The sequence below is a fragment of the Marinobacter sp. ANT_B65 genome (assembly GCF_002407605.1).
GTDB lineage: Bacteria > Pseudomonadota > Gammaproteobacteria > Pseudomonadales > Oleiphilaceae > Marinobacter.
The window spans coordinates 1,647,337-1,672,441 of sequence record NZ_NXGV01000001.1 but is presented as its reverse complement, the minus strand read 5'-3'; the positions used below and the strand labels follow the sequence as shown (position 1 = coordinate 1,672,441).

At 54.5% G+C, this 25,105-nt stretch carries 19 protein-coding genes; 2 read left to right on the top strand and 17 right to left on the bottom strand.

The annotated features are described in order from the left end of the window. Positions 1-240 precede the first annotated feature (240 nt). The 3 genes from CPA50_RS07785 to CPA50_RS07775 are packed head-to-tail and all read right to left on the bottom strand — an operon-like array spanning position 241 to position 2,545. Positions 241-819 carry a peroxidase-related enzyme gene (locus tag CPA50_RS07785; RefSeq protein ID WP_096781835.1) on the bottom strand — a complete coding sequence of 193 codons (579 nt, stop codon included), beginning with the start codon at positions 817-819 and terminating at the stop codon, positions 241-243. Positions 820-874: 55 nt separating this feature from the next. Then, on the bottom strand, positions 875-1,858 hold the full coding sequence (locus CPA50_RS07780) for an MDR family oxidoreductase (RefSeq protein WP_096781834.1): 984 nt from the start codon (positions 1,856-1,858) through the stop codon (positions 875-877). A gap of 48 nt (positions 1,859-1,906) precedes the next feature. After that, complete coding sequence (locus CPA50_RS07775; protein WP_096781833.1) at positions 1,907-2,545, bottom strand: TetR/AcrR family transcriptional regulator; 639 nt, start codon at positions 2,543-2,545, stop codon at positions 1,907-1,909. 117 nt (positions 2,546-2,662) lie between these two features. On the opposite strand from CPA50_RS07775, the gene CPA50_RS07770 reads away from it, so the two are divergent. Beyond that, on the top strand, positions 2,663-3,340 hold the full coding sequence (locus CPA50_RS07770) for a glutathione S-transferase family protein (RefSeq protein ID WP_096782385.1): 678 nt from the start codon (positions 2,663-2,665) through the stop codon (positions 3,338-3,340). Positions 3,341-3,389: 49 nt separating this feature from the next. Here the strand turns inward: CPA50_RS07770 and CPA50_RS07765 are convergent, their stop codons facing one another. Genes CPA50_RS07765 through CPA50_RS07750 form a run of 4 tightly spaced genes read right to left on the bottom strand, consistent with a single transcriptional unit; the run spans position 3,390 to position 8,409 of the window. Continuing rightward, positions 3,390-4,502 (bottom strand): ABC transporter permease, encoded by a 1,113-nt coding sequence (locus CPA50_RS07765; RefSeq protein ID WP_096781832.1) that lies wholly within the window; start codon positions 4,500-4,502, stop codon positions 3,390-3,392. A 3-nt stretch (positions 4,503-4,505) separates the two neighbouring features. Next, positions 4,506-5,630: an ABC transporter permease gene (locus CPA50_RS07760; RefSeq protein WP_202971741.1), complete on the bottom strand. Its 1,125-nt coding sequence runs from the start codon at positions 5,628-5,630 to the stop codon at positions 4,506-4,508. Further along, complete coding sequence (locus CPA50_RS07755) at positions 5,627-7,375, bottom strand: ATP-binding cassette domain-containing protein (protein ID WP_227519529.1); 1,749 nt, start codon at positions 7,373-7,375, stop codon at positions 5,627-5,629. The genes CPA50_RS07760 and CPA50_RS07755 overlap by 4 nt, the downstream gene beginning before the upstream one ends. 2 nt (positions 7,376-7,377) lie before the next feature. Beyond that, positions 7,378-8,409: an efflux RND transporter periplasmic adaptor subunit gene (locus tag CPA50_RS07750; RefSeq protein ID WP_096781831.1), complete on the bottom strand. Its 1,032-nt coding sequence runs from the start codon at positions 8,407-8,409 to the stop codon at positions 7,378-7,380. A 260-nt stretch (positions 8,410-8,669) separates the two neighbouring features. On the opposite strand from CPA50_RS07750, the gene CPA50_RS07745 reads away from it, so the two are divergent. Further along, positions 8,670-9,083, top strand: a complete 414-nt coding sequence (locus CPA50_RS07745) for a hypothetical protein (protein ID WP_096781830.1) — start codon at positions 8,670-8,672, stop codon at positions 9,081-9,083. Positions 9,084-9,097: 14 nt separating this feature from the next. On the opposite strand, the gene CPA50_RS07740 is transcribed toward CPA50_RS07745, so the two are convergent. The 10 genes from CPA50_RS07740 to CPA50_RS07695 form a co-directional block, all read right to left on the bottom strand. Next, the gene (locus CPA50_RS07740) at positions 9,098-10,072 is read right to left on the bottom strand and encodes an XdhC family protein (RefSeq protein ID WP_096781829.1); all 975 of its coding nucleotides are present in this window, start codon (positions 10,070-10,072) and stop codon (positions 9,098-9,100) included. After that, positions 10,069-11,331, bottom strand: coding sequence for an amidohydrolase/deacetylase family metallohydrolase (locus CPA50_RS07735; protein ID WP_096781828.1), 1,263 nt, complete (start codon positions 11,329-11,331; stop codon positions 10,069-10,071). The genes CPA50_RS07740 and CPA50_RS07735 overlap by 4 nt, the downstream gene beginning before the upstream one ends. Positions 11,332-11,389: 58 nt before the next feature. Further along, positions 11,390-12,511, bottom strand: coding sequence for a DUF1116 domain-containing protein (locus CPA50_RS07730; protein ID WP_179397163.1), 1,122 nt, complete (start codon positions 12,509-12,511; stop codon positions 11,390-11,392). Positions 12,512-12,592: 81 nt separating this feature from the next. Further along, positions 12,593-13,387, bottom strand: a complete 795-nt coding sequence (locus CPA50_RS07725) for a sulfite exporter TauE/SafE family protein (RefSeq protein WP_096781826.1) — start codon at positions 13,385-13,387, stop codon at positions 12,593-12,595. Then, entirely contained in the window at positions 13,384-15,012 is a 1,629-nt protein-coding gene (locus tag CPA50_RS07720) for a gamma-glutamyltransferase family protein (RefSeq protein ID WP_227519528.1), read from the bottom strand. The genes CPA50_RS07725 and CPA50_RS07720 overlap by 4 nt, the downstream gene beginning before the upstream one ends. 230 nt (positions 15,013-15,242) lie before the next feature. Continuing rightward, positions 15,243-16,460, bottom strand: coding sequence for a hypothetical protein (locus CPA50_RS07715; RefSeq protein ID WP_096781825.1), 1,218 nt, complete (start codon positions 16,458-16,460; stop codon positions 15,243-15,245). Positions 16,461-16,462: 2 nt separating this feature from the next. After that, positions 16,463-16,756 (bottom strand): hypothetical protein, encoded by a 294-nt coding sequence (locus CPA50_RS07710; RefSeq protein ID WP_096781824.1) that lies wholly within the window; start codon positions 16,754-16,756, stop codon positions 16,463-16,465. Then, positions 16,757-17,476: a sulfite exporter TauE/SafE family protein gene (locus tag CPA50_RS07705; protein WP_096781823.1), complete on the bottom strand. Its 720-nt coding sequence runs from the start codon at positions 17,474-17,476 to the stop codon at positions 16,757-16,759. Positions 17,477-17,491: 15 nt separating this feature from the next. Continuing rightward, positions 17,492-21,307 (bottom strand): hypothetical protein, encoded by a 3,816-nt coding sequence (locus CPA50_RS07700; protein WP_096781822.1) that lies wholly within the window; start codon positions 21,305-21,307, stop codon positions 17,492-17,494. Beyond that, positions 21,304-25,101, bottom strand: a complete 3,798-nt coding sequence (locus CPA50_RS07695; RefSeq protein WP_096781821.1) for a hypothetical protein — start codon at positions 25,099-25,101, stop codon at positions 21,304-21,306. The genes CPA50_RS07700 and CPA50_RS07695 overlap by 4 nt, the downstream gene beginning before the upstream one ends. Positions 25,102-25,105: the final 4 nt, after the last annotated feature.

Genomic DNA, 25,105 nt, shown 5'->3' with positions numbered 1-25,105 from the left:
TGTCTGTGTGAGAGCGTCGAGGGAGAGCCGTTCCGCCTGTTACCACAGCCGGTGCTCCCCGAAGATACGGCTGCTGCTCCAATACTCTACTGCGCATAATGTATATTATGTTAAATGGAGTATGAGGATCAGATATTTTTCACCAATAACGTCCACATGCTCTTCTGCTGAAAAGCCGGCCGGGATCACTATGCAATCCCGACCGGCCAACCGGCTTCGTGAATAAGAGGACTTCCCGCTCTATCGACCGATTGAGTAGAACTCTGGGTTTGGCACCATGTTTGTCACATTGGCCATACGGTTGGACAATCCGAAGAACGCTGAAATCCCGGCGATATCCCAGATATCCTCTTCATCAAAGCCGTTTGATTTCAGTAACTCGAAGTCCTGCTCGCCTACAAACTCTGCCTGTCGGGAAACCTTCATGGCAAAATCCAGCATGACTTTCTGTTTCTCGGTGATTTCGGCTTTCCGGTAGTTCGTGGCTACCTGATCAGCGATTAGCGGATTCTTTGCGCGTACGCGAAGTATTGCGCCATGGGCAATCACGCAATACTGACACTGGTTAGCACTACTGGTGGCGACGACTATCATCTCACGTTCAGCCTTGGTCAGATTTCCTGGCTTTTCCATCAGTGCATCGTGGTACGCAAAGAAAGCGCGGAACTCATCGGGCCTGTGGGCGAGCACCAGAAAAACGTTTGGAATAAACCCGGATTTTTCCTGCACGGCTTCGATTCTTGCACGAATATCTTCAGGCATTTCATCCAGACTTGGAACGGGAAAACGGCTGATTGATTGCAATTTATCTGATGTCATAACGATCTCCTCAAAAATACTTTGAGTGTGCTGTCAGCACACTGGCCTACACTGGTTATCTGTTTACATCCACAACGACCCTGCCCCGGATTTCCCCGTTCAGGAGCTTCTCGGCGGAGGAAATAACTTCATCGAGCCCTATCTCGGAGCCTATCTGGCCCAGCTTCTCAAGATCCAGGTCTGTAGCCAGGCGCTGCCAGGCTTCAAGCCTGTCCGGCCGTGGGCACATCACGCTATCGATGCCGGCCAGGGTGACACCCCGCAGAATGAACGGTGCAACAGTTGCCGGAAACTCCATGCCTGCTGCCAGGCCGCAGGCAGTAACAACGCCCCGGTACTTCATTGTGGCGCAGATATTTGCCAGCACGTGTCCCCCGGCAACATCTACTGCACCAGCCCAGCGGGCTTTACCCAAGGGCTTACCTGGCTGGGAAAATTCCAGACGATCAAGGATTTCCGTAGCGCCCAGATGCTTCAGATAAACTGAGTCTTGTGAGCGCCCGGTAACTGCAACCACTGAATAGCCGAGCTTTGCCAGAACGGCTACAGCAACACTGCCAACGCCCCCGGTAGCCCCTGTAACCAGAATGTCGCCATCAGAGGGCTTTACTCCATGGCGCTCTAGTGCGAGTACACACAACATTGCCGTGTAGCCCGCCGTGCCAATGGCCATAGCCTGGGCTGGTGTGAACTGTTCCGGCAGAGGGATCAGCCAATCTCCGTTCAAGCGCGCTTTCTGTGCCAGACCACCCCAGTGGCCCTCACCTACGCCCCAGCCATTCAGTAAAACATTGTCTCCGGCTTTATAATCGGGGTGAGAGCTTTCTTCCACCACGCCCGCCAGATCAATACCCGGAACCATGGGAAACTTACGTACCACGGCACCTTTGCCAGTAATTGCCAGTGCGTCTTTATAGTTGAGCGTTGAATGGGTGACTTGAACCTTTACATCACCCTCCGGCAATTGCGCCTCATCTATCTCTTTGATCGAGGCACCGTACTGGTCGTCGTTCTTTTCTATCAGTATTCCTCTGAACATAACCTTTTCTCCCAATTTAGACTGATCGTCTATTAAAAGATAAAAAATTTATTGTGTTGGCAGGCTGGCGAAGAAACTTTCGGCAAATACATTAAGTGCCGTATCAGATTGATCCAGTTTTGCACGCAACACTGCCCCTTCCCAGCCAATCCAGAAGAATTCAGCTGTGCGTTTTGTATCAACCTTTTCTGATAATTCGCCGGCTTTCTTTGCTTCTTCAAGGCATCGGGCGAAACGGTCCTGCCAGTCTTCAAATGTTGCTCTTAACCGATCACGGAAACTTTCCGGCAAAGACCCCATCTCTTGCCCCAGGTTACCTATCAGACAACCACGACGGTATTCAAAGCGGGCCATGCCGGCCGCTGCATCATCAACGAAGGCATGCAATCTGGACAGTGGCGAAAGCTCGGTATTGAGAAGATGCTGGTCAAGCTTGTGAGCAAAGAAACGGCCGTAATGGTCTATCAGGTCCAGGCCAAAAGCTTCTTTGCTTTTGAAGTAGTGATAGAAAGACCCTTTTGGAACTCCCACCTGACCAAGAATCTCGTCTATCCCCGTTCCGGTAAAGCCCTTTTCTGTCAGTACCTCCAGCCCTCCACGCAATAGCAGTTCACGCGTGTTGATAAGATCTTCACGGTGTTTCGGGGGTCTCCCACGGCGTGGGCGTGTCGGCTGTTTAGTTTCCATGATCAATATATTAGACCGATCGTTTCTAAAATAAAAGCTCTGAGTTGCTGTCAACTAACTTGAATGATCACTCAAGAAGTGTTTGAATGATCATTCAATAATATGGGAGGCACAGATATGATTAAGTTATTCTTTCACCCGACACCGAATCCCCTGAAGGTTGCGTTTTACCTGGAAGAAACTGGTTTGCCTTATGAATTGGTGCCTGTCGACACCCTGAAAGGCGAGCAGCATTTACCCGCGTTTCGCAGTATTAACCCCAACGGAAAAGTGCCTGCAATTGATGACGACGGCGTACGGGTTTTCGATTCCACGGCAATCTTGCTCTATCTGGCAGAGAAATCCGGCCAGCTAGCCGGCACTCCCCAGGATCGCGCCGAACTCCTGTCATGGATGATGTTCATCTCCAGCGGCGTCGGCCCCTATTCTGGCCAGGCGGTTCATTTCAAACACTTCGCGCCTGAAAAGCTTGATTATGCGATCAATCGCTACGAGCGGGAAACTGAGCGTCATTACGAGGTGCTTGATAAGCATCTGGAAAACCGTGAGTTCCTGGTTGGCGACAGCTTCAGTATTGCGGATATCTCGGCCTGGGGATGGATCGACAAAGGGCCCTTTATTCTGGGTGCGGAAGCTATGGCAAATTTCCCGAATCTGCAGCGCTGGTTTGACAGTATTAACAGCCGCCCTGCCGCTGCAAAGGCTCGGGAAGTAGGTAAGGACCTGGATTTCAAAACGGAACGTGATGAAGCCGCCAGGCGTGAACTGTTTCCCCAGAATTACCCGAAAGCCTGATATAGGGCATGCAGCCCGCAAATTTCAAAGCGGGCTGCGTATCTGCCTTTCAATACATCCGGTGCCTGAACAACCAGCCAGCCAGTGTCAGCGTTACCGCGCCAATCGCGGCCATGGGCCAGTATTGGTTGATCAGTAACGCATACCCATTACCTTCCAGAGTGACGCCACGTACGATCACCAGGAAATACCGCAGTGGATCAAGGTAGGTCAACCACTGGACCACTTCTGGCATATTCGCGATCGGAGTGGAAAACCCGGAAAGGATGACTGCAGGAACCAGAAACAAAAACGCTCCCAAAACAGCCTGCTGCTGAGTAACCGAAATGGCCGAGATCATCAGGCCCACCCCCACCGCAGATAGCAGGAACAAGACAATACCGAGGTAAAGCGCCCCCAGGCTCCCGCGTAACGGAATATCGAAAAGAATACCCATCAATACAATGATCAGCGTGGCTTCCAGCAAGCCGATGACAATACCGGGAATGGCCTTGCCGATGAGAATTTCCACCGGCCGGAGAGGCGTTACCAGTAGCTGGTCGAAGGTACCGCTTTCCCGCTCACGCGCCACGGACAACGCCGTCACCAGAAGTGTGACGACCAGAGTAAGCAGGCCGACAATACCGGGCACGATAAACCAGCGCGACTGCAGGTTTTCGTTATACCAGGATCGCGTTTGAAGGGTTACCTGCAGGCCACTTTCACCCTGCGATGCCAGCCAGCCAAGGTTGTAATCCTGCACGATATTGCGCAGGTAGTTCATGGCGATCATTGCAGTGTTGGAATTGCGGCCATCCAGTATCACTTGCAGGGGGGTCGTTGTACCTTTTACCAGGTCGGAACTGAAATTCTGGCCAATGTGCAGTACTACCAGAACATCCCGGTTATTGATGAGCGGTGCAACTTCGCTGTCATGGTCGATGTAAGCAACAACCTCAAAATTTGGCGAGCCTTCTATGCGGCTGACCAATTCCCGAGCCGCCCCGCCCCGATCCTCGTTATAGATTGCCACTGCAACATTATTAAGGTCATAGGTCGCGGCAAAACCGAACACCAGCAATTGCGCCAGAGGCGGTCCGATGATGACAAAGCGGCTGCGTTTGTCGCGCAAAAGAGCAAGAAACTCTTTGATGGCCAGAGCAAAAATCTGTCTTGGATACATGCCTTACTCCAGCCGCTTGCGGAAGTTCCGCCACACCAGTGTGAAAAAGAACAACGACATAATAAGCAGTGCGCCCATGTTGGCCAGGACTACCGGCCACACATCACCCGCGAGAAACAGCGTTTGCAGGATGGCAACGAAATAGCGTGCCGGCACTAAATGAGTGATGAGCTGTATCCAGCCTGGCATTGTATTAATGTCGAACAGAAAACCAGACAGGATAAAAGCAGGCAGGAACGTGACAATTATGGCTAGCTGCCCTGCTACGAACTGATTTTTCGAGACGATGGAAATCAGCAGGCCTATCGCCAGTGCCACTAACATGAACAGCGCCGAGCTGAGCATCAGTACCCAGAAGGACCCAAGCAGAGGCACATCGAACTGCCACACGGCCAGGGCTACACTGAACAGCATCCCTCCCATGCCCAACACAAAATAAGGGATCAGCTTGCCTGCCAGTATCTCGAGCCGGTGTAGCGGAGTTACCATAAGTGCCTCCATGGTGCCACGCTCCCATTCACGTGCTACCACCATGGCTGTAAGCAGCGAACCAATCAGGGTCATGATGATAGCGATCAAACCCGGCACCAGAAACATACGGCTGGATAAGGCTGCATTGAACCACACACGCTGTTCCAGGCTCACCGGCATCTGCAGTGTCTTGCCACGGCTTTCAGCATAGTGGCTGAGCCATGCCTGCCAGGTGCCCTGGATGTAGCTCTGGGTGATATTGGCCTGATTGGAGTCCACGCCGTTGACGATGACGCCGATGGGCGCTTCACCGCCAGACAATAACCGGGCAGAAAAGTTATTGCGCAGCCATACAATGCCGTCGATCCTGCGTTCCTTCAGTGCCTGCTGAGCTGTCTGGATGACAGTAAAGTACTGGGGGCTAAAAAATTCGGAACGTTCAAAAGCCCCGGCCAGGGACTGGGTTGTCGTATCCGGCTGTTCAATAACGATACCCACCGGTATATGTTTTGCGTCCAGCGAGACGCCATAGCCAAAAAGAAAGAGTAGTACCACAGGCATAATGAAGGCTATGGCAATGCTGGACGGATCACGCAGGACCTGCAGGCTCTCTTTACGAATCATCGCCCACAGGCGCATTCCGGCAAGCGATGTCATCCAGTTATCCCCGGATTCTGCTGGTGCTGCTCAATCAACTGAATGAAGGCATCTTCCATACTAGGGTCTGGGTGTTTCGCTGTTCGTGCCTGGGTTTTCATCTCAAGAGGTGTTCCCGCGGCCAGCACTTCGCCTTCAGCCATGATCACCAGCCGGTCGCAATAATTGGCTTCTTCCATAAAATGTGTCGTGACCAGAACCGTGACACCGGCTTCTGCCAATGCGTTGGTACGGGCCCAGAATTCCCGCCGTGCGAGCGGATCAACCCCGGAAGTGGGTTCGTCGAGAAACAGGATTTCGGGTTCGTGCATCAGCGCCGCAGCAAAGGAAAGGCGCTGTTTATAGCCCAACGGCAAATCCCCGGCATTGGCATTATGGAATGGCTCCAGCTCGAATGTAGTCAATGCCCAGTCAATACGTGCTTTTTGTTGTGTCCCTCGCAGGCCATAAGCGCTGGAGAAAAAACGAAGGTTCTGCATCACCGAAAGGTTGGTATAAAGTGAAAACTTCTGTGCCATATAGCCAATACGGCTTCTTGCTCTGGCAGCTGCGCGACGGAGGTCGTGCCCCGCTACTGCCAGTTCGCCACCACTGGCCGGCAATAGTCCACAGAGCATACGGAATGTGGTTGATTTACCGGCGCCGTTCGCTCCCAGAAGGCCGAAAATTTCCCCCCGGCGAACGCTGAAACTCACATTATTCACCGCCATAAAATCACCAAAACGGCGTTGCAGCTTATTTACCCGGATGACCTCATCTCCATCGCTGGCTTGTATCTGCAGCTTTAGCGAAAGAGTTTCTTCAGACTCAGGCCGGCGGGTTTTCAACTGCGCAATAAACGCATCTTCAAAACGCGGTTCCACTGGTGCGATGTGAACATCTGCCTGCCCTGGCAAAAGCTCTTCCGGCGAGGGTGCCTGAGCGCTTGTCATCACCAGGCGCACAGCCTCGCCATCAATTAGCGCATCCAGTACGCCGGGCGCCCGGCTCAGCTGTTCCTGTAAGCGTCGGTGTTTCAGTCCGCTGGCGGTCACTTTAAAGGTGCGCCCGGCTACTGCATGGCTGAATTCTTTCGGCTCACCCTGCCCTAACAGTTTGCCCTCGTGAATCAGTACTACTTCATCACAGCGCTCGGCTTCATCCAGATAGGCGGTACTCAGTAACACGCTCATGCCTGCGTCCTGCACCTGACGATACACAATCTGCCATAGCTCACGGCGCGACACAGGGTCGACGCCAACTGTGGGTTCATCGAGCAAAAGCAATCGTGGCGAACGTACGAGTGTGCAGGCCAGACCCAGCTTTTGTTTCATTCCCCCGGAAAGATGACCCGCCAGCCGGCGGGTAAAGGGGCTCAGGCCGGTCATCTGCATCAAGTCTGTATAACGGGCCAGGCGCTCCGCCTTTGGAACACCTTGTAAATCAGCATAGAGGTCCAGGTTTTCCTGCACACTGAGATCTTCATAGAGACCGAACCGCTGCGGCATATAACCGACGCTGGACTGAACTGACAATGGCTCGGCGACTGCGTCGATACCCAATACCCGAATGTTACCCGTATCCGGTACTAACAGGCCTGCGGCGAGACGCATAAGAGTTGTTTTTCCCGCTCCGTCCGGCCCCATCAGACCAGTTACCCGGCCGGGCTGGATACTGAAACTCATATTCTCCAGCGCCAGGATCTGTCGCCCACCACTGGAGAAGGCTTTACTGACAGCTGCAAACGTGAGTGCGGCGGTACCCACCCCTATGGCTCGCAGTGGTTAGCGGTAATGTCAGACAATGTCTGGTCGAGTTCAATCGTAACGGTTGCCGGCATCCCCAGGCGCAGCTCTTCCTGGCGGTTACAGGCATAGACCCTGACCGAGTAGACCAGCCGGATACGCAGTTCCGGTGTCTGTACACTTTTCGGTGTGAATTCGGCGGTGGGGGAAATGTAGCCTACCCAACCTTCGTAGGTTTTGTCGGGATAGCTATCGGTGGAAATAAGTGCCTTTACCCCTAACGCCACCCGGCCCAACATCGGTTCTGGCAGATAGGCCCGCACCCAGACCGGGTCTATAAATGCCAGTGTCAGTACGGGCGTTTGTGGGAAGGCCATATCTCCAGGCTCAAGAATACGTTTGCGGATGATACCGTCAGCAGGTGCATAGAGGTTGGCGTTTTCCAGTTGCTGCCGCGCAAGTTCCAGCCGTGCCTCACCAGCTGCCAGTTGAGCGCGCGCTACGGCGATGTCTTCTTCGCGGGGGCCGGCCTGCAATAACGCCAGAGCCTGTTTTGATGCCTCCATCTGAGCCTTGGCGGCATCTGCGAGGGAGTAGGCTTTCTCTACATCTTCGGGAGAGGCCATTTTTTTCTCAAGTAAGCGGGCTATGCGATCGTAGCTGTCGTTGGTTGATTTTGCCGTGGCGCGTGTAGCATTAAACTCGGCCTGTCCCTTGCGGATTTCTTCTGGTCGACTCCCCGCCTCAAGTTTGGCCAGGGTCTGTTGTTGAGCACGGAGTGCCGCTTCCGCCTCGGCCAATTGTGCATCGAGTAATTCGGTGTGCAGACGGGCCAGAAGCTGCCCCTTGGTAACCCGATCCCCCTCCTGAACCAGGATCTCGAAAACGTGCTCACTGCTGTTGAACGCCAGTTGCGCCTCACGGATGTCTACATTGCCGTAGAGGTGCAAGGTCGATTCATCATTCACATTCAGGCCGTTTTTCCACCAGAACACCGCGATGATGGCTATGACAACCAGCGGCACGATCGCTGTAATGATTTTTTTCTTCTGCATCTTCGCCACCCATCGCTGTTTCTGAGTCTGAACAGGCAGTAGGTATTCTGCTGACCTGGTGAGAAAGGGAATCCCGCATTCATACACCGGTGATGATCATCGATGCTGTGATTGTCTGTCTTCACATATTAAATCCGCTGGTTCCAATCCACCATAGCGAGTCAGTCTGTGCAGTTGATTAACATCATCGGTTCCCTGGATAGCAAAGTCGTACAGCTGATCTATACTCCAGTTTACGTATCCACGCTTGAGGAAAAGAAATGAAACAGATCCTTACTTACAGTGTATTGGCACTCCTGTTTTCAATTTCCAGTGTTGCTTTCAGCCAGGAAATTCTCGATGGAGAGCAGATTGGAGAGTTGCTTGTAGGCAATACTTTGCAAGCTGATTACCGGGAAGCCGGGGAATGCCGACACACGTTTTATGAGTACTTTTCGGACGACGGCAAAATTTATGGCCAGGACAAGCGAGCTGAACAGGTATCAGGTTATACAAGGTATCTGGGAACCTGGGAGGTAAAAGACGGAGAATTCTGCACCAACGTGGGTTACGGGCATCGTGGTGGCTGTAGCGTGTTTGAGAAGGCTGGTGAGAATGTTTACGTGAGAAAATTTGATGGTTTTGAAATTGACCGCGTAAAGGTTCACGAAGGACGCTATCGCCCCTGCATGTAACCTTGGCAAATTAACTAACGAGCCTGTGTTGTGATTACCCCCACTTCCAGCAACGGTCGCTCCACCGTACGGTAAACGTGGGTTATTTCAGCGAGGATCGACAGGGCAATTTCTGCTGGCGACTGCGCGCCGATATCCAGTCCCACTGGGCCGTGTAGTCGTCGGGTGCTGTCTGTCAATCCGAGATCCTTTAATGTCGCAAGTCGCAGAGAGTGGGTGCGTCGACTTCCGAGCGCGCCGAGGTAAAAACAACGGCTTTCCAGGAGTTTCTGTAAAACGGGGATCTCCCGATCATGATCGTGGAACATAGTAACGGCGGCGGTCCATGCATCCAATGGCGGGGGGGGAAATGTCTTCGCCGACGTTAATCGGATTGCGTCTGCGCCCGACTGGCGCCCGGCCGTTAATGTTGCTTCATCTGGTGAAAAAACCGACACGTCGTAACCGCTGACAACGGCGACCTGGCTCAGAGCCACTGCATTGAGGCCTTGCCCGATTACGATAAGACGCTGGCGAGGGTATATCCATCGCCTGAGCACATCAGGAGGCAAGGGCGAAACAGGCTGCCCCAGGAAACATCGATGAGAGTGAGTTTCACTATTTGTCTCAAGGGCAACCGGCCTGCGGGCCCTGTACTCACTAAGCAGAAACTCCAGGGTACAAATATCAAGCAGAGGGTCGATATAGAGTTCAATACCACTTCCACAGGGCAGGCGAATGTCCAGATAGGGAGACCCAGCTCCCAGGCGTAAAGTCCTGGGTATGCCCTCTTTGATAGCTGCACATGCCTCGTGAACAATCAAACTGTCCGCACAGCCGGTCCCGGTGAGACTGCCCGCGCACTCCCCTTCCCCAGTCACCACCATCTGGCTTCCCAGTGGTCGGGGAGCGGAGCCATCTCTCCGAATAAGCGTGATAAGTGCAATAGCAGCATTCCGGCGCTTGAAATCCAGCGCCGCCTGCAACACAGCAACGTCGTCAAAGATCAACTCGCGAGCTCCAGGGGATCTACAACGACCGGACTGTTCACATCGTAACGAACCCCTTCACGAAATGAGCACACTGGCTTGATTGCTTCAGTAGCCTCAATGGTCATATTACTGTTGTCCGACAGTGTGAATCGGCCAGTTAGATGCTCCAGCACGGCTACGTCAGCAATCTGGCCTACTGACAAGCTACCGATTTCATCACCAATGCCCAGCATTTCCGCTGCGTTGTTCGTTACCGTGGAAACCACATCGCTTAAAGGCACACCCAAGGCCAACAACTCAGTCATGGCATGAGTGAGACAGAAGCGGGTTTTGCCAAAGAATGGGCTGGATTCAAAATCTGCTGCTTTGGTCTGCCCTGCATCTGTATTGTATCCGTGCATATCGGCTCCCAAGGTGTGTGGCAGTATTCCAGCCTTGATTACCTTGCTCGCCATCTCAAAACTGAAGTGGGAACCATGGCCTACATCCACCCGCAGTCCTCGGTCTAACCCGGCTCTGACGATCGGGTGTAACTCACCGGTTTTGGTTGAGATAAACCCGCCAGGATGTCGGGTAAAGGGGTGAGCCAGGATGTCACCTTCCTGCATCAAAGGAACCAGTTCTTCGATAACCGTATCCGGGTCTTCAATACCTTTGCCCGCTTCGGGCCATATCTGCCCCAGATGGATGTAGAGTGGCACCCCGATACCCCTTGCGATATCCCGGGCCTGTTTTATAACTTCCATTCCCCAACGAGACTTGCCGCCAACCTCCGCATGGGCTTTGATGCCTTTAACCAGGTCACGGTTAGCAAGGCCGACATCAATAGTGCGCGTAACATCCACATCCTCCGGGCCATACAGCTGAGGATAGTGATGCCCTTCCAGCCCCCCTACCAGGTATGCGGACAAGAAACACAATACACGGCTGTTAGCCGGTTCGGATACGTAGTGTCGAAAAGCCGGTAGCGTCATCAGGCTGGGACCGCCCTGATCAACCAGGGTAGACACCCCTGCCCGCACGCCACAACTGTCTGGATTAAGCCCGAAACGTCCAGTTACGTGTTCGAACACATGGGCGTGCGTGTCGATCAGGCCCGGGGTGATCAGTCGGTTTTTTGCATCGAATACTTCATTTGCCAGATCTGGCGCTATATCAGCCTCTACTGCGGCAATTCGCCCATCCTTAATCGCAATGTCGAGAAAGCCGTCGATACGGTTGGCGGGATCGACTACGCGCCCTGACTTAAGCAACAGATCATAGGGCCTGGGTTCCATAAGTTTTTTCCTCTTTACTTTGGTTGCTGGCACAAGTATTCGCTGGCTCTTACGGTGCTCATTGTGTCGCACCGCCTGTGCTGGTTTCGAAAACGGCCAGGTCGGGTTCATAAAAGCCTTTACCCAGGATGCCTCCCATCGCATCGGCACTTACAAGTGCAAGGTTAACGATGGGAACTCTTTGGTGCTGGACTACTTTTGTCGGGCTGACAACACCTGTATCTGCGCAAAGAGTACATTCCGGCCTGATTTGCCAATCTTCAGGTAGTAGCTTTTGCCACTCAGATACCAGTGAAGGTGCACAGTCCAGTGCCTGGCCTCCCAACCCACAAAAATCCACGACAGCACTGTCACCTATTGCTCCAACAACCGGTCGGTTCTCCTGCTGGGGGAAGCGGTTACCTGTGGGTGGTTTCGCCGGAACTGTGTTCCAGTGTTTTTTGCCTCTGAGGCGAATTCCAAAGCTCACGCCATTTCCACCAACAGCAACCACTCCGTTTCCGTTGTCATGGGAGGCTGAGCCAAACTGGAGCCACCAGGAACAGGCGCCCATAATAATTGGCAGAACGAATCCCGGGCTGTTTTCAAGAAGGCTCCGGTAAGGGCCGGACAAGCCATCCACCTGCTCCAGCAAGGCCGCATTTGCACGGTCAGTTAACGAATGGCACTCATTACCTTCCGCCAAAGCCTTTTCGATAACGGCAGCCATTCTGACCGGAGTTTTGTTTAGCTGCGGAATCAGTTCAAGCTTTAAAAATTGCGTATGGATCCGTAAATTCTCCACACATGCCGGGTCAGACGAACCAAACCTGAGCCCCACGGGAGCACCTTCAACCACTGGAGCAAATGCTTGGTGGTTGTCATCTCCGATAACAAACAAAGGCATGGATGCGGAAATTACCTGAGCCAGAGGGGTGACCACACCCCAGTCCTGAGCGGGTTCAAAACTGACCTTGCCAGAGTCAATCAGTGTGGCTGCCTCATCCCGTGTTTCAGCATGATGCTCAAAGATCAACGCATGTATGGCCGCATTGCGAACAGGCAATGGAATATCAGTGCCTGAGAATGGAGGCCCCGCGTGAAGTAAAGTGAAAGAGCCAAGAGAGGGAAAAGCTCCACTTCTCAGGGTGATACCTTTGAGAAAAACCCCATCGAACTTTCCAGTTCTGTCGATTTCCATACGGTGTATAGCCTTTCTCAGTTTCAGGTTTTTGATTCGTAGAACGTAGAACATTTAATTGGCCGATGGCAGCCTGGAAAATCAGAGGGCGTTGTACAGCATGCGTAGAGCAACGAGCATCAGCAAGGCGCCAAAACACCGTTTGAGTGTGGGTGCAGGAATATAATGGCTCAAGGCCACGCCTACCGGCGCCATGATGACGGTGAATACGGCAATCAAAGCCGCCGCAGGCAGATACACATACCCCAGGCTCCAGTCGGTGATCGATAGCTGCCAACCTGATATTAAATACCCGATAGTGCCGACCAGGGCCAAAGGCAGTCCCAGAGTGCTGGATGTAGCTACGGCCCTCTGCATAGGCACGTTAAAGAAAACCATCAGGGGAACCATAACATTCCCTCCGCCTATGCCTGCCAGGCCTGAGAGCATGCCGCTGAAAAGGCCAAGAACCGAGGTGCCGGCCTTTCCTGGCATAGAACGGGACGGGTTTGGTGTCCACTTGCTAAGCATAATGATGGAGACGATAAAGAGGAAAACGGCGATGCCGGTCTCTAATACGATAGGGGGAAGCTGCCCGGCGATAAACCCGCTCAAAAAGCTCCCGATCACCACCAGTAAAGCCCAGCGTTTGAAAATATCCCAATCTACAGCTTTACGCTTGATCTGGGCGCGGGCGGCCGAAATGGAGGTAAAAATGATCGTGCACAGTGAGGTCGCCACTGCCGAAATAACAACATAGTCCGCTGGATACCCCTGATGGTTCAGGATGATAACGAGGGCCGGCACAATAACCACCCCACCGCCAATGCCCAGCATGCCAGCCAGAATACCTGCGACGATACCCAGGCCCACACAGGCAAGAATCATTTCTATCATAATGGAACTTCCGTTAGTTCTTTTGATTGTCCAAGACTGACACCATCGCCCCTTGGATCATGCATTGCCTCCTTCCGTCCGTCAGGGTGTATGCGAATAATCCCCGCCTGGCCGGACAAGGGACTTAACACGGGTAACCACTCGATATCATGGCCCCGGTCTTCCAGTTCGCTGGCAACAGTCTTGTCCACTGAGGCTTCCAGTTTCAGGTTTTCGGTACTGCCAAAGAAGCTGCGGCCCTGAAGAAAGCGCGGTGCATGCAAAGCGGCTTCAATTGACTGGGAATAATCGATCAACTGCGTGGCCAGTACCATCTGGGTTTGTGGTTGACCATCACCTCCCTGTGTTCCGAAATAAAACTGTTCTCCGTTATCCGCTAGGTAACAGGACGGGTTCAGAGTGTGTGCCACCCGTTTTCCCGGACCCCAGGCATTGGGGTGCGTCGGATCTGCATTAAAACCCGCAGCGCGGTTAAGCCAGAGCACGCCTGTGTCGCCGATAAGACAGCCAGAACCAAAGTCGTGAAATAGGCTCTGGATTACACAGGCAGTGCGGCCTTCTTTGTCAGTGGCGGCGAACCAGACAGTGTCCGCAGGGTGCGCAGGCTCCTGCCAGACGGAAGCTTGCAAGGGGTCTATACGCGCAAAATCGGCATCTGCGTTAGCGGCTGACAACTGGGATCTGAGGTCAATAGCTGAGAAGAGAGGGTCACACAGTTCCCGGTTGCGGTTTGCCAGTTGCAGTTTGATAGCTTCCACCAGATGGTGGTAATAATCAGTACCACCGTTTTCCATTGCACTGATGTCTGCCCTGTCCAACGCATGCAGCGCTCTCAGGGTATAAAGCCCCTGGCTAGGCGGTGGCATGTTAAACAGATAGCCTTCTCGGTAGCGGATTTTTATGGGATCAACCAGTTCAGCCTGAGTATTTTGAAGGTCTTCTTCTGTAAGGCCATTGCCTATTGATGCAAAGCCCTTGGCAAGGGCGCTGGCGACCTCCCCGTCGTAGAAGTCATCCACACCGGCATGGGCCAGTTGCCGCAGGGTTTTTGCCAGTTCTGGCTGTAAAAACGTGCTGCCCTCTTTGCGGAACTGGTTGTCTTCCCCATAGCAAAGGCGTTGTAAGCCCGGCGCCCCGGCAATCAGTTCAGCTCTCTGATCCTGCCAGAATACCTGCGATTGAGAGACCACAGCGCCCTGCTCGGCAATATCAATGGCCGGCGCCAACAGGTCTTTCCATTCCAGGAGTGATCCCCAATGTTCGCGGCTAAGATTCTGGGCTAACGACCAGCTACGGAGAGCGCCGGCAGTGGTTGCGGCAGAGGCAGGCCCTCTTTCGGAAATAGACCCTGCATCTGGCAGGCGCTGTCCCGCCTGGCCAAGCCCCAGAATTGCATCCACTTTGTGCCCGTCACTCAACAGCCACATGGCGTCACCGCCCAGGCCGGTCATATGAGGAAAGGCCACACACAATGCAGCACTGGCAGCCAGAGCTGCATCAATGGCGGTACCGCCAGCGTTGAGTATCTTCAGGCCCGCTTCACTTGCCTGTTGGTGCGGAGTGCATATCACTCCCCCGCAGGACATAGCCTTGCCGGAATCTGTCGTGTTCCGCTCAGTGATCACAGTGAATTACTCTCCGTCCCATCTTGCATACTCCAATGGCAAATAATGATAAAAGTGCATGCATTACATATGCCAATGGGAAAGGCGAGTGTATCGAGGCAGGAGTGGCGCGTTATGACAGGCAATACAATGGGGTTACCAGGGCTGTCTCCCCGGTGTTGAGATGCCCTGTTTCGGAACCTTTTAAAGAAAATGCACTATTGGTGATCATGGAGGGCGAGGTTGAGGCGTCAGGGTTTGAAAACCACAACCCGGGGAATGATATTATTCCTGCTCCCCCCGCCTCTGAGCGTGAATCCGGACGCTATCCAGTAGGTTTTTCGCCGGGGGTCTGGTTGTATATCAAGGTAGTCACCCCAGGCTTGAGCCGCTGGCATATGGGTTGAGGCAGCCTCCAGAGTCATATCCCACAGACGTATTGAGGGAGAGAGACAGCCGACACCTAATGTCGGGTGTCTCCCCCCTGCTCCGCAAAATGCCACTATGCCCACATCTCCCCTTTGGTTTGGACTGACAGACGGGTACGCCCAGGCCCGGTCCGAGTTCCATAGATCCGGTTCATCAATTCGTTGATTGGTTGATTTATCTATGCGAACCACCCTGATGAAGGGATAAGGGTGTTGTGCGTCGGCAGAGGCTGTCCATGCAAAACCCAGAACGCCATCGCAATCCCATCCAGCCGTAACTCTGTCATCCAGGCGATTCATCCATGCGCTGGTAGGGTCTGAATCTGAACCATATGGGCCATCACTCCATGGCGTCACGGGTATTGAAACCTGCGATACCCCGCTCTCTGAGTCTGGCCAGCGGAATAGCTCTAGTGACGGGCTGCTGGTACTGAGGCTTGCAAATACAGGAGTACTGCCCGAACCCCGGGCAAAACGCAGAGATCCGAAACCGGTTGTCGACCAGACTTCGCGGGTAATTGGCTCGCGGGCTTTCAGCTGGTCCAGTGACAATCTCAGAACTACAGCTCTTTGCCAACGATTTGCGGTTGTGGAATACACGTTGAACGAGATCAGAAGGTTTGAGTCGGATTCGGCCATATCCGGGTAGTCCAGCCAGACCTGAGTCCAGCTTTCATTCAGGTCTCCTGGCCGGGTGTCCCACCAGGTCCATGTGCCCGGTGCACCGGAGGAGCTCACAGCTACCCGGATCAGGTTACCACTGGCATTCTTGGAAAACTGCAGCAACCAGATCCAAAGGCGGCGGGATTTGCAATAGTGGACAAGCTGATCACAGCAAAAGCCGGAGTCCGTAGCTGGCAGTTCGGTGTATGGATCGATAAACGTCCAGCTTTTACCTCCCGTTATTGAGCGTGAGCTGAACCAGTTGCCTGTCATCATCATTCGTTTCCCCGAGCACGCAATACTGGGCTCAGTGATGGTGCCGGCCTGGCCTCCTGTCGCTGCGAAGTCGAGTTCGAAACGGTCTATGATAGTTGCCATGATCAGCGCTCGTGCTCAGGGGGCAGATCATCTTTGATCTGTGCTTCAGGAGGCTTTCCAGTTTTCTCCGGTGGCTGAACTGAAGAGTTTTCCCCGAGGTCTGCTGAACGATTCCGGGTTCGCATGTTAGGCCCCGATGCTTTGCGTCTTGGTGCAACATTGGCATCTTTCTCATCGAAATCGGGCTTGTCTATTTGATTCTCTCCGTCGCAAGGCTCGTTCTTATGCTGGCACTCGGGCTTCTGTGCGCTGGTGGTGTAAGCCTGCCCTTGATCCTGCTTCTTCCTGTCGGTCATTTACACCACCATCAAGCGGATCAGATAGCCGCCCATTACTGTCCAGAACAACACGCTGTACCATTTCTCCCCGACTTCGCGATTGATCTTTCTCCCCAGTAACGTGCAACCGGCCATGACCGGGACCAACCCACCTGCCAGTATTAAATGGGTTGTAGTGATCAGGCCCGCTTGACTGAACACCAGAGCCTTGGTTATGTCCCCAAGCATCGAGACCAGTGAGGCAGCACCAACGAAATAGAATCGTTCCAGCTGAAGACTCCGGAGAGCAATGCCTTTCAAGGGGCCGGATGTGCCGGAGAAGCCGGATGTGCTGCCAGAGACAAACGCCAGAAATACAGCCCATGCCTTGCGGACAGACCCCTGAGTAAAAAAGTCACCGGCCAGTGTCAGTAAAAGCATGGCTGCAACCCCATATCGAACCCAGGCCTCTGGCACTTGCAGCATAAGTGTGGCACCCAAAGCACTTCCGGCGATCACAGCTGCTGCAACCAATGCTGACGCAGCCCAAGGCAGCGTTTTCCGGTAAACCACCACTTTGGCAATGTTGTTGCAGGCAAGAAGCAGTGCCGCCACAGCTATGCCTTCCCGGGTTCCAATGGCGATCATCAACCCTGGAATAAGGATAAGTGAGCCGCCAAGCCCGGCCGCAGCGGACAGCACGAAAGACACCGGGATAACCAGTACCAGCAGAACGAGTGTTAATGCATCAAAGTCCATGGATGGCGTCCTTTCTTATGGGAAAAGTTGGGTGCCTGGCCTACGCCAGACACTAATCACACGAGCTGCCGCGTGTGGCCAGTGTCGAACGAGTCGTTCCACCCGATCCAGCGTACCGGCGGGAACCGCCGAAAACGGGTCTGTTGTTGACCCTGCAATCGCGACAATCAGAACGCGTTGCCCTGTGGGTATTGCTGAAAGATTGATGTTGATAGAGACAGCCCTTGGCATGCGCGCAGCCAAAGGAACTGACAACCTGTGCAAAGGCGTGCCATCAGTGGCCAGGGGTACATTCCATCCTGCGGGTATCGGTTGTGGAACGCCGCCGGTCAGGCTTCTGGCGAAGGGAACGAGATTGGTGCAGTCGGTTGCCAACAAGGTATTCTGAGAGGGGGCTGAACGCCACAAAAGAACAGCGAATGAGCCGTTAGCCGCGACTGGTCGGGTGTCACGATGATGCAATAACACGTCGACAGTGCTTCGGTCCCGGTAGACCTGCCAAACATCATTTATATTTCGTCGTGGTATCACCGTTTCCATCAGGTCGATTTCAGAGCCAGGAAGATCAGGTACTACTGCGTTTTGCCATGGTGCCCGATAAACGCCGGGAGAGCCGTTTTCATCCAGAGCAGCGGTCATCACGGCCGTCCAGAGAGCAGCATCTACACGCCGGGAACCGGCATTTGGAAGCCCTAACAGTCGGCGGTGCCTCTCCACCAGGTCGCCAAACTGATCACTCCATTGGCCATCCGGAATAATGCTGGGATAGATCCAGCGGAATGCAGTCTGGAATGTCCAGAGTTGGTAACGGAGACTACCGTTCAAGAGATTCGTACCACGAAATGACGGCGGGTTGGTAACCGGCGCTTCCGGTCGAATACAAATGTCAGGGCTGGCGAAAAATCGTTCCGCTGGTGCGGCCGGTCGTCGCCTGGGGTTCTGCATCGGCGTTGGAAAGATGCGGCGGTCGTCTCGTGCGTGCACCCGCAGATAGGTTCGGCTCGGTTCAGCGGCAGCAAGGTTAACTTCCCACACTCCCCGGGATTGAAGCGCAGCCCGCAGCAGGCGCGGTGAGCCTGCTGCGCCGGTTGGATCGGCCCATATGTTCAAATCCTGAACGGTACACTCTGGCAGGCCATTAACAAACAGCCGCCACGGGCTGTGAGCGTTACCGGCTATTTTGTTGGCACTCCAAACGGCAGATGCGGTACCCACATAAACCGTATTCACGTTTGTCGGATCGACAACGACCGAGTAAGCCGGGTCGATTGGACTGTGAAGAATCGGCGGCACCGGCGGCAGGATTGCTCCCAGCCCGGTTAGACGGAATCCGCCTGCGGCACTGTCAAAGTAATAGCAGGTGTCTTGCGCTGGAAGAGGCGGGGCAGCTGCTACGGAGGGGTTTGGGGCGACGGCAGGGATCGCAGGCGTCCACTGGCTGGTCTGACCGGTTCCTGTCAGATAGAAATCGCTCGTTCCAGGAACCGGTTCAATATCCGTAAAAAACGTTGCCGCCGGCACAACAAGCGGAGCTGCGGGAGCCACCATGCCAGGCGATAGTATGATTGTCGATGTCCAGCGCCCAGGGTTAGCTACGCTCTCCTGGTACTGAACAACACCTTGATTGAACAATGCGAGAACCGTTCGCTCATCCGACCACTTCACCGTAACAACAGGCCCAAGCGCACCTGCGGGCACTCCAAAAGCGAGGTTGGCGGGCGTACTGGGGCCTCTGCCGCCTGGACGCGGATCTCTTGCCTGCACAAAAATACCGGCAGCTGTTATGGGCAGCACTCTCCAGGTATTGGGGTTGCTGGTTCCCAGATCGTCCGTAATCCAGACACGATTGGTACCCAGGGCAATACGTCCAAGATTTCCAGCTGCACGGCGGATCGCGGCAATGCCTGAATAGAAACCACTGGCTGCAGACTCTGCATCGTTGACTGCAACATTGCACGGTTCCACATAGCGTGAGGAAGGATCGCACGCCCAGTTTGCACTGGTAAACTGTCCCATCACGTAATGTGACTGCACAGGATGGAAAACGACACCGCCGCCATCACCCTGCATGGTGGTTTTCAATTCCCAGACTGTGCTGCCCACCCTCACCTGTCGGCCATTGTCCTGGCATCCCAATATGGCAAAGTGACTGGAAGTGGGGTGATTCGCGGAGAACACCGATTCGATGGAGGAAAGCCCTACGTTCTTTGCGGCAAACGTATTGCTCTGTCCGTTACGAAGCGACACGAACACTCCACCATCGCACCCTACCCAGATCTGGCTCGATCCATCCAAATTGGTGGCCTTACGGAGGCTATGAACATCGGGGTGAACTGCGTTACCTATGAGGCCCGGGGTACTTGCACCGTGGGTGGTGCCAGCGGGTTGGTCGGAAACGCCAGGCGATGGAACCAGATTGTTTCCAATGACATCGAACGCCCAGATAGAGGCGTTCCAGTTTGCCAACCAAGTGAGAGAGCCGCCAATATAGACTCGGTCCGTTCTGACTGGAGGAGGTCCGACGGCTGTTGTTCGGGTTGTTACCACTATGGCTTGGTCATAGTCCCTCTGCCCCGGCCAGAGATTGGCCGTAGTGGGCACATTGTTGAGCGGGGTGGCAATCGGCACAGCGGGTGCGATCGCACCAGGATTAGCAATCTGCCAGACGTGGGCAACAAGGGGGGAATTGTTGACAAAAGGGTTGGTATCCACCTCGCCCAACACGTAGATTTGGTTATTATCATCGTTCACCGCAATGCTCATTCGCCCTATCAGTCTACTGCCCGCAGGTACTGTCGGGGGCGGAAGAAAGTTCATCGTTGCCCATGCAAAGCTATTGCCGTTGTCATCAGAGAAGGCAACGCCGGTATGACTGAAGCAGACGAAGAGCCGATTGCCCACGTAGCAGAGATCCGTAGGGTCGGCGAACTGGGTCGCAACACCTCGAGCGGGCGGCACTGCTGGAGCCGGTGGGAACTGCAGCGGGATCCATGTGAAGCCCAGATCGGCGCCTACCATGGATCGGGTGCCCCGGAACAAACCTCCGGATGTCGCCGCGATTACCTGGTCGCCATTGGCGCCAACCACAGCGCCTGGAACTCTCACCATGCGATCTACCGAAACACCTTCCAGAACATTGATGCCGGTTTCCGTTTCCCAGGGATCTCCATCCAACGCCGCACTGGCGGGGCCCGTTGCTACAAGGATACCCATACCGCGGGTTGCCGTGTGCCCCGTTGCACGCTGGCGGGCACCAATTTCTCCCGTTCCCAGCATCACGAAATCAGCTGCCGCATTGGCTCCAAATGACACCAGCAGGCAACCAGAGGCAAACGCGCTTACGTTCCCACCTATCCGTCTGGGCTCGTTGGCCCAGCCACCAAGCGGTTCCCAGGTAGCGCCGCCATCGCCCGTGTACCAGACGCCGCCTTTGGCGGTTCCTGCATAGGCCCGCACGCCATCGGGGCTGACGGCCAGGTCACGGACTCGCCCGGATACTCGGGGCCGTCCATCTGCCTGCCCCTGCCTGACCACAGAGGGTCCAATGGGCACCCATCGATTGATGTTGTTAACAGCAAAAGCCATAGGTGCAGGCCCTGCCATCGGTGACGGCCCCGGTGCTCGGCCAGGCTCACCAAATTCGCCAATTTCCGCCTGTGTCATGAATGCACTTAAAGACGCTGACAGGGCCTGGCGGTCTACAAAACCTGTACTCCCCTCGAGAAAGGCATCGCGAGCGGTTGAATTCTTTTGTTTTTTAGATTTCCTGTCTCGCCTGCGCTCCCAGGCTTTTTCCGCGGCAATGCGAGGGTCGGTGGATGCGTTAGTCATGATTCATCCTCCTCGATTATCCGAATCCAGCCTTCCTGAAATTCATGGGGCATACGCGGCAACAAGGCGGATTGGCTCGCTGAAACGATCGGATCATCTCTCCATGTCAGTGGCCCTGTACGTTTAGTGAATTGTTGTCGATCTCCCAACAGATTCACCTTTGGCAATCTGATTTTCTCCGGATCTACCAGCACCGGCCCTACTCTTACTGAGGGAATAACACGTTTCAGTCCCCTATTGATCCACGCATCATTCAACGCCAGAGATTTTCTGGGCAATACACCTGACGTCAGGTTTACCTTGCCCGCTGGAAGCATCAGCAACGTCAGTCGATATGACTGCCCGGGTTTGATATAGAGCGTGTCGTCGCTGAACAGATAGGGGTGATCCAAGGGTTGAACACCAGGTATGTGGACTTGGCCGAGCAAGCCAAGCTGGCCACGACGGCGGCCGGAATCCCGGGCGAGAGCGGCTATGGATTTGTCGACCAGATGAAAATGGTCGTAATTGTCGTCGATGAAATAACCCAGCAACGAGTCGTCGCTTCTCTGCAAGTCGCCCAAACGCACGGGAAAAGACTCATCCCGTAAGGCGTCAAAAGCCGCACGTCTGGCTTTGGCTGTTTCTTCTGAATCGACCCGAACCTTGTCCAGATCATCAGGAATATCGAGCCTCAGCGTTGCCTTCACCACCGCAATCGGACGGCCAACCAGCCCGGCGACTGTTGACGACCCAAGCGTGCTGTAGGTGTCTACTGTCCAGAGGGTGGTATCGATTGCGCGGAGAAGCGCGGTCAAAGAACTTTCAGATTGAGGAAGCTTGCCATCGCGTTGCCGGACATCTGACCGGATAACGCCGGCTGCCAGCTTGCCCAAAGGTGTGGCACTGGGTGGCAGCTCTGCCATGGGGCCAGCTCCCGGCGGAAGTGGCCGCCCCGGTGCAGGTTCCCAGCGCACGGCACCCGTGAGCTCGTGATGGCTTATCTGGCCCAGAGCATTGCCTTTAATATCAAAGATCTCCAGAGATTCATCAATGTGATCACTGAGCAGGAAACCGGCGACAGGGTTAACCGCGAGATCCGGCTCCAATTGATTGACGAAGGCTTCCGGTGCGAGCAAAGGCTCTCCCAGGTAGGCTGGATCAACCAGGCGAAACAACCAGCGCGCCCCGCCTTGTATCCTTGCGGACATTTTCATGGACGAGGGCTCGTCGCTGATCTCTAACGATGTAATCGTGTGGATGTTGTTGGTGGGCACATCCAGAACCCGCCCGAATGCATCCACCAGCCTCAGTGCGCTGAATTTGAGAGTGCCACCAAACAACGGCAATGGGTCTGCGACCACCTCCGGGCGATCATCGGCTTCGGGGGCAGAGAAAAACCCGCCGCGATAGTTGAGCCCTAAAAGCTGTTCGCGGATTCCATCTAACGAAGCTGAAGCCAGGTCCAGAGGCTCCAGAAAATCCGCCAGTGATTCCAGTGAACTTTGCTGTGAAGCAGTGAGAGAATCATTGGTGGCCTCCCGTTCCTGTTCGGCTTTTATCCACCGTTCGATGCCGCTGTGGAGCGCAGTGCCAAGCCCCCTGTTGATCGGGCTGCGACCCGCAATCTCGATCAACTGGATGTCAGCCGCATCGCCACCACGAATCATTTCCAGTTGGCCAAGTTCCCAATCACTGATCCGGGTCGAGCCTTCCAGTTCTACGCGCCATTCAAGCCATAGCGGAACCCAGGGCTGTCGCCATGCGGTCACCCCCAAGGGGCCTGGGTTGGAGCCTTCGAGGTATGAAGCACGGCTCAGTTCGGCCGCGGCCTGCTTCTTCAAAGCGGTCTGGAAAAAAGATACAGAGCGCCAGTTTTCCTCTCCCGGTGCCTGCGGACTGATTACGCTATCGGACAGCGTATACACCCCACTCCCATCGTAACGCCCGTCAACGGAAAACATCCGCAGCATTTCACCTTCGATGCGATGCTGGTACTGAACACGATTCTCTTCTTTGTCAGCGGCGGCGTTGGCCAGCCAGCGGCTGCAATAAGGGTTCAGTACCATGGCCTCGCGCACGACTGCCAGAACCTCAGGCGGAATGGCACCGGACCCGAGTGTCGGTAAAAGGTCGCGAGCTTTTACGACGCCTTTGATACCTTTTACGGCTTCGTTCGGGTAACGGCACCGCAAACGGCCTTCATCGTCGTACAAACCATCGAAATGATGACGCAGGCTGGGCCGGGCTCCTTTTATGGCAATGGAGGGCGGCTGAGGGATAAATATCCTTGGAGCTGGCCGCTCTACAGTGCGCCGGTTTCCAGGCACACTTTTATCTTTAGCGGACTTATCGTCAATATTTCTCGCTGGCTCTTTGAATGCCTTGCCGGCCGGTCTGAAAACGACCTTGTCCCGCCATTGTGCAAGGGGGCTGGGGTATTCATCCTTGGTTTGGCTGGCGAGCTTGGTCCGACCTTTGCGCCCTACCGTGGTGGCATTTACCGATGCCGAGTCCTCAGCTCTCAGGTGGTCGAGTTTCGCTGAAGGCAAAGGCTTTCCGGGTAATGAACTGAACATGTCATTGTGTTCGCGCTCGGCAATATCTCTGAGGCCATCCTGGGTTCCAAACCTGTCAATGAGATCGCTGGTAAAGGCCGCCGCTATCATTTCTGCCGCACGTCTCTGAGACAGGCTGCCCCCTAAGGTTTGAGCGCCGAGAGCAGTCACAAGATCGTCGGTATCAAAACCCGCAGAAACAGACAGCGACGCGTTTCGGGGCCGCTCATCCGCGCCTGGCAGCGCTGCCTCCACGGGCACACCGGTAATCATCCCGTGAAATAGCGACAGAAACGCAGGTGGTTTCTGAGCAATAAAAACTTTGGCCGCTTTATGAACAGGCAAGGCCATATCCGGGACTACATCAATGTAAGTAAACGTCTCTTCTCTACCGCGGGAAATGATTTTTGTGGGTGTTGTGTCAGATGGTTGTTTAAACTTGCCCTTGGCGAGTAACCGCTCTGCCACTGCAAGGTCCGGCTCATTGCCGGGCGGTTCGGCCTCTGGATCAAGCTGCCAGCCAAGCTCTGAAAGTACGTCCAGCAAATCTGCCTTGCTGACTGCCAGGGGGTCCTTGTTGCTATCGGTATGCCAGCCTGCCACCACGTAGGTAGCCACGTTATTCTCGAAGCCGTCCTTCGCAACTTTCTTCAGTCTGGGCAGATCCTCCAGTGCATCGTGGAAGCCGAACCGCCCTGCACTCGCGTGATAGGATGCCGTCCACAGGGGCGATCCCCCAATCGTCCCGTCGAGTTGGTCGAAGGTAGGTTTGTCCTCATTGTTATGAGTTGCCCCCTTATATTGATCCAGTGGTGTTATGGATCCTTTCTTTGCATCCACCACCCAGCCTCGGATCATGGGTCGGTTGATACCCACAGGAAACAGGGAACGAATAACCACCCAGCGGTCGGGCAGTTCGGTCATCTCGAGTTCGCCGCCTGCCGCCGAATCGCCGCCTCTGAGCAACGCGTCGGGTAGCGCCCAGTGCAGGTGTATACCAGCCTCAGGCACTGTGCCTTCGGCAAACGGCAATGGATCACCCGGCCCTCCTGTCACAGGTACCAGGGTTTCCCGGTTGGCATCGTTGGCCACGTAGGCCTGAACATCAATGGGAACCAGTATGCGTTTGCTTCGGCGCAGGTTCGGGTCCCAGGTTGTAACTGAACCCGGGTCTGTGTTTGCCCTGACAAGCCATGCCCAGCGCTCGTCATAGACGGCTTTGTCGAGTATTTTCTTTTTGAGCAAATGTTTGAACATGGCG

Excerpts from the sequence above, each read along its gene's own strand:
- CPA50_RS07710 (WP_096781824.1), bottom strand. The coding sequence starts at position 16,756 with ATGACCGACAGGAAGAAGCAGGATCAAGGGCAGGCTTACACCACCAGC.
- CPA50_RS07705 (WP_096781823.1), bottom strand. The coding sequence starts at position 17,476 with ATGGACTTTGATGCATTAACACTCGTTCTGCTGGTACTGGTTATCCCG.
- CPA50_RS07745 (WP_096781830.1), top strand. The coding sequence starts at position 8,670 with ATGAAACAGATCCTTACTTACAGTGTATTGGCACTCCTGTTTTCAATT.
- CPA50_RS07760 (WP_202971741.1), bottom strand. The coding sequence starts at position 5,630 with ATGACATCGCTTGCCGGAATGCGCCTGTGGGCGATGATTCGTAAAGAG.
- CPA50_RS07780 (WP_096781834.1), bottom strand. The coding sequence starts at position 1,858 with ATGTTCAGAGGAATACTGATAGAAAAGAACGACGACCAGTACGGTGCC.
- CPA50_RS07730 (WP_179397163.1), bottom strand. The coding sequence starts at position 12,511 with ATGGAAATCGACAGAACTGGAAAGTTCGATGGGGTTTTTCTCAAAGGT.
- CPA50_RS07765 (WP_096781832.1), bottom strand. The coding sequence starts at position 4,502 with ATGTATCCAAGACAGATTTTTGCTCTGGCCATCAAAGAGTTTCTTGCT.
- CPA50_RS07770 (WP_096782385.1), top strand. The coding sequence starts at position 2,663 with ATGATTAAGTTATTCTTTCACCCGACACCGAATCCCCTGAAGGTTGCG.
- CPA50_RS07735 (WP_096781828.1), bottom strand. The coding sequence starts at position 11,331 with ATGGAACCCAGGCCCTATGATCTGTTGCTTAAGTCAGGGCGCGTAGTC.
- CPA50_RS07695 (WP_096781821.1), bottom strand. The coding sequence starts at position 25,101 with ATGTTCAAACATTTGCTCAAAAAGAAAATACTCGACAAAGCCGTCTAT.
- CPA50_RS07715 (WP_096781825.1), bottom strand. The coding sequence starts at position 16,460 with ATGGCAACTATCATAGACCGTTTCGAACTCGACTTCGCAGCGACAGGA.
- CPA50_RS07725 (WP_096781826.1), bottom strand. The coding sequence starts at position 13,387 with ATGATAGAAATGATTCTTGCCTGTGTGGGCCTGGGTATCGTCGCAGGT.
- CPA50_RS07785 (WP_096781835.1), bottom strand. The coding sequence starts at position 819 with ATGACATCAGATAAATTGCAATCAATCAGCCGTTTTCCCGTTCCAAGT.
- CPA50_RS07775 (WP_096781833.1), bottom strand. The coding sequence starts at position 2,545 with ATGGAAACTAAACAGCCGACACGCCCACGCCGTGGGAGACCCCCGAAA.
- CPA50_RS07750 (WP_096781831.1), bottom strand. The coding sequence starts at position 8,409 with ATGCAGAAGAAAAAAATCATTACAGCGATCGTGCCGCTGGTTGTCATA.
- CPA50_RS07700 (WP_096781822.1), bottom strand. The coding sequence starts at position 21,307 with ATGACTAACGCATCCACCGACCCTCGCATTGCCGCGGAAAAAGCCTGG.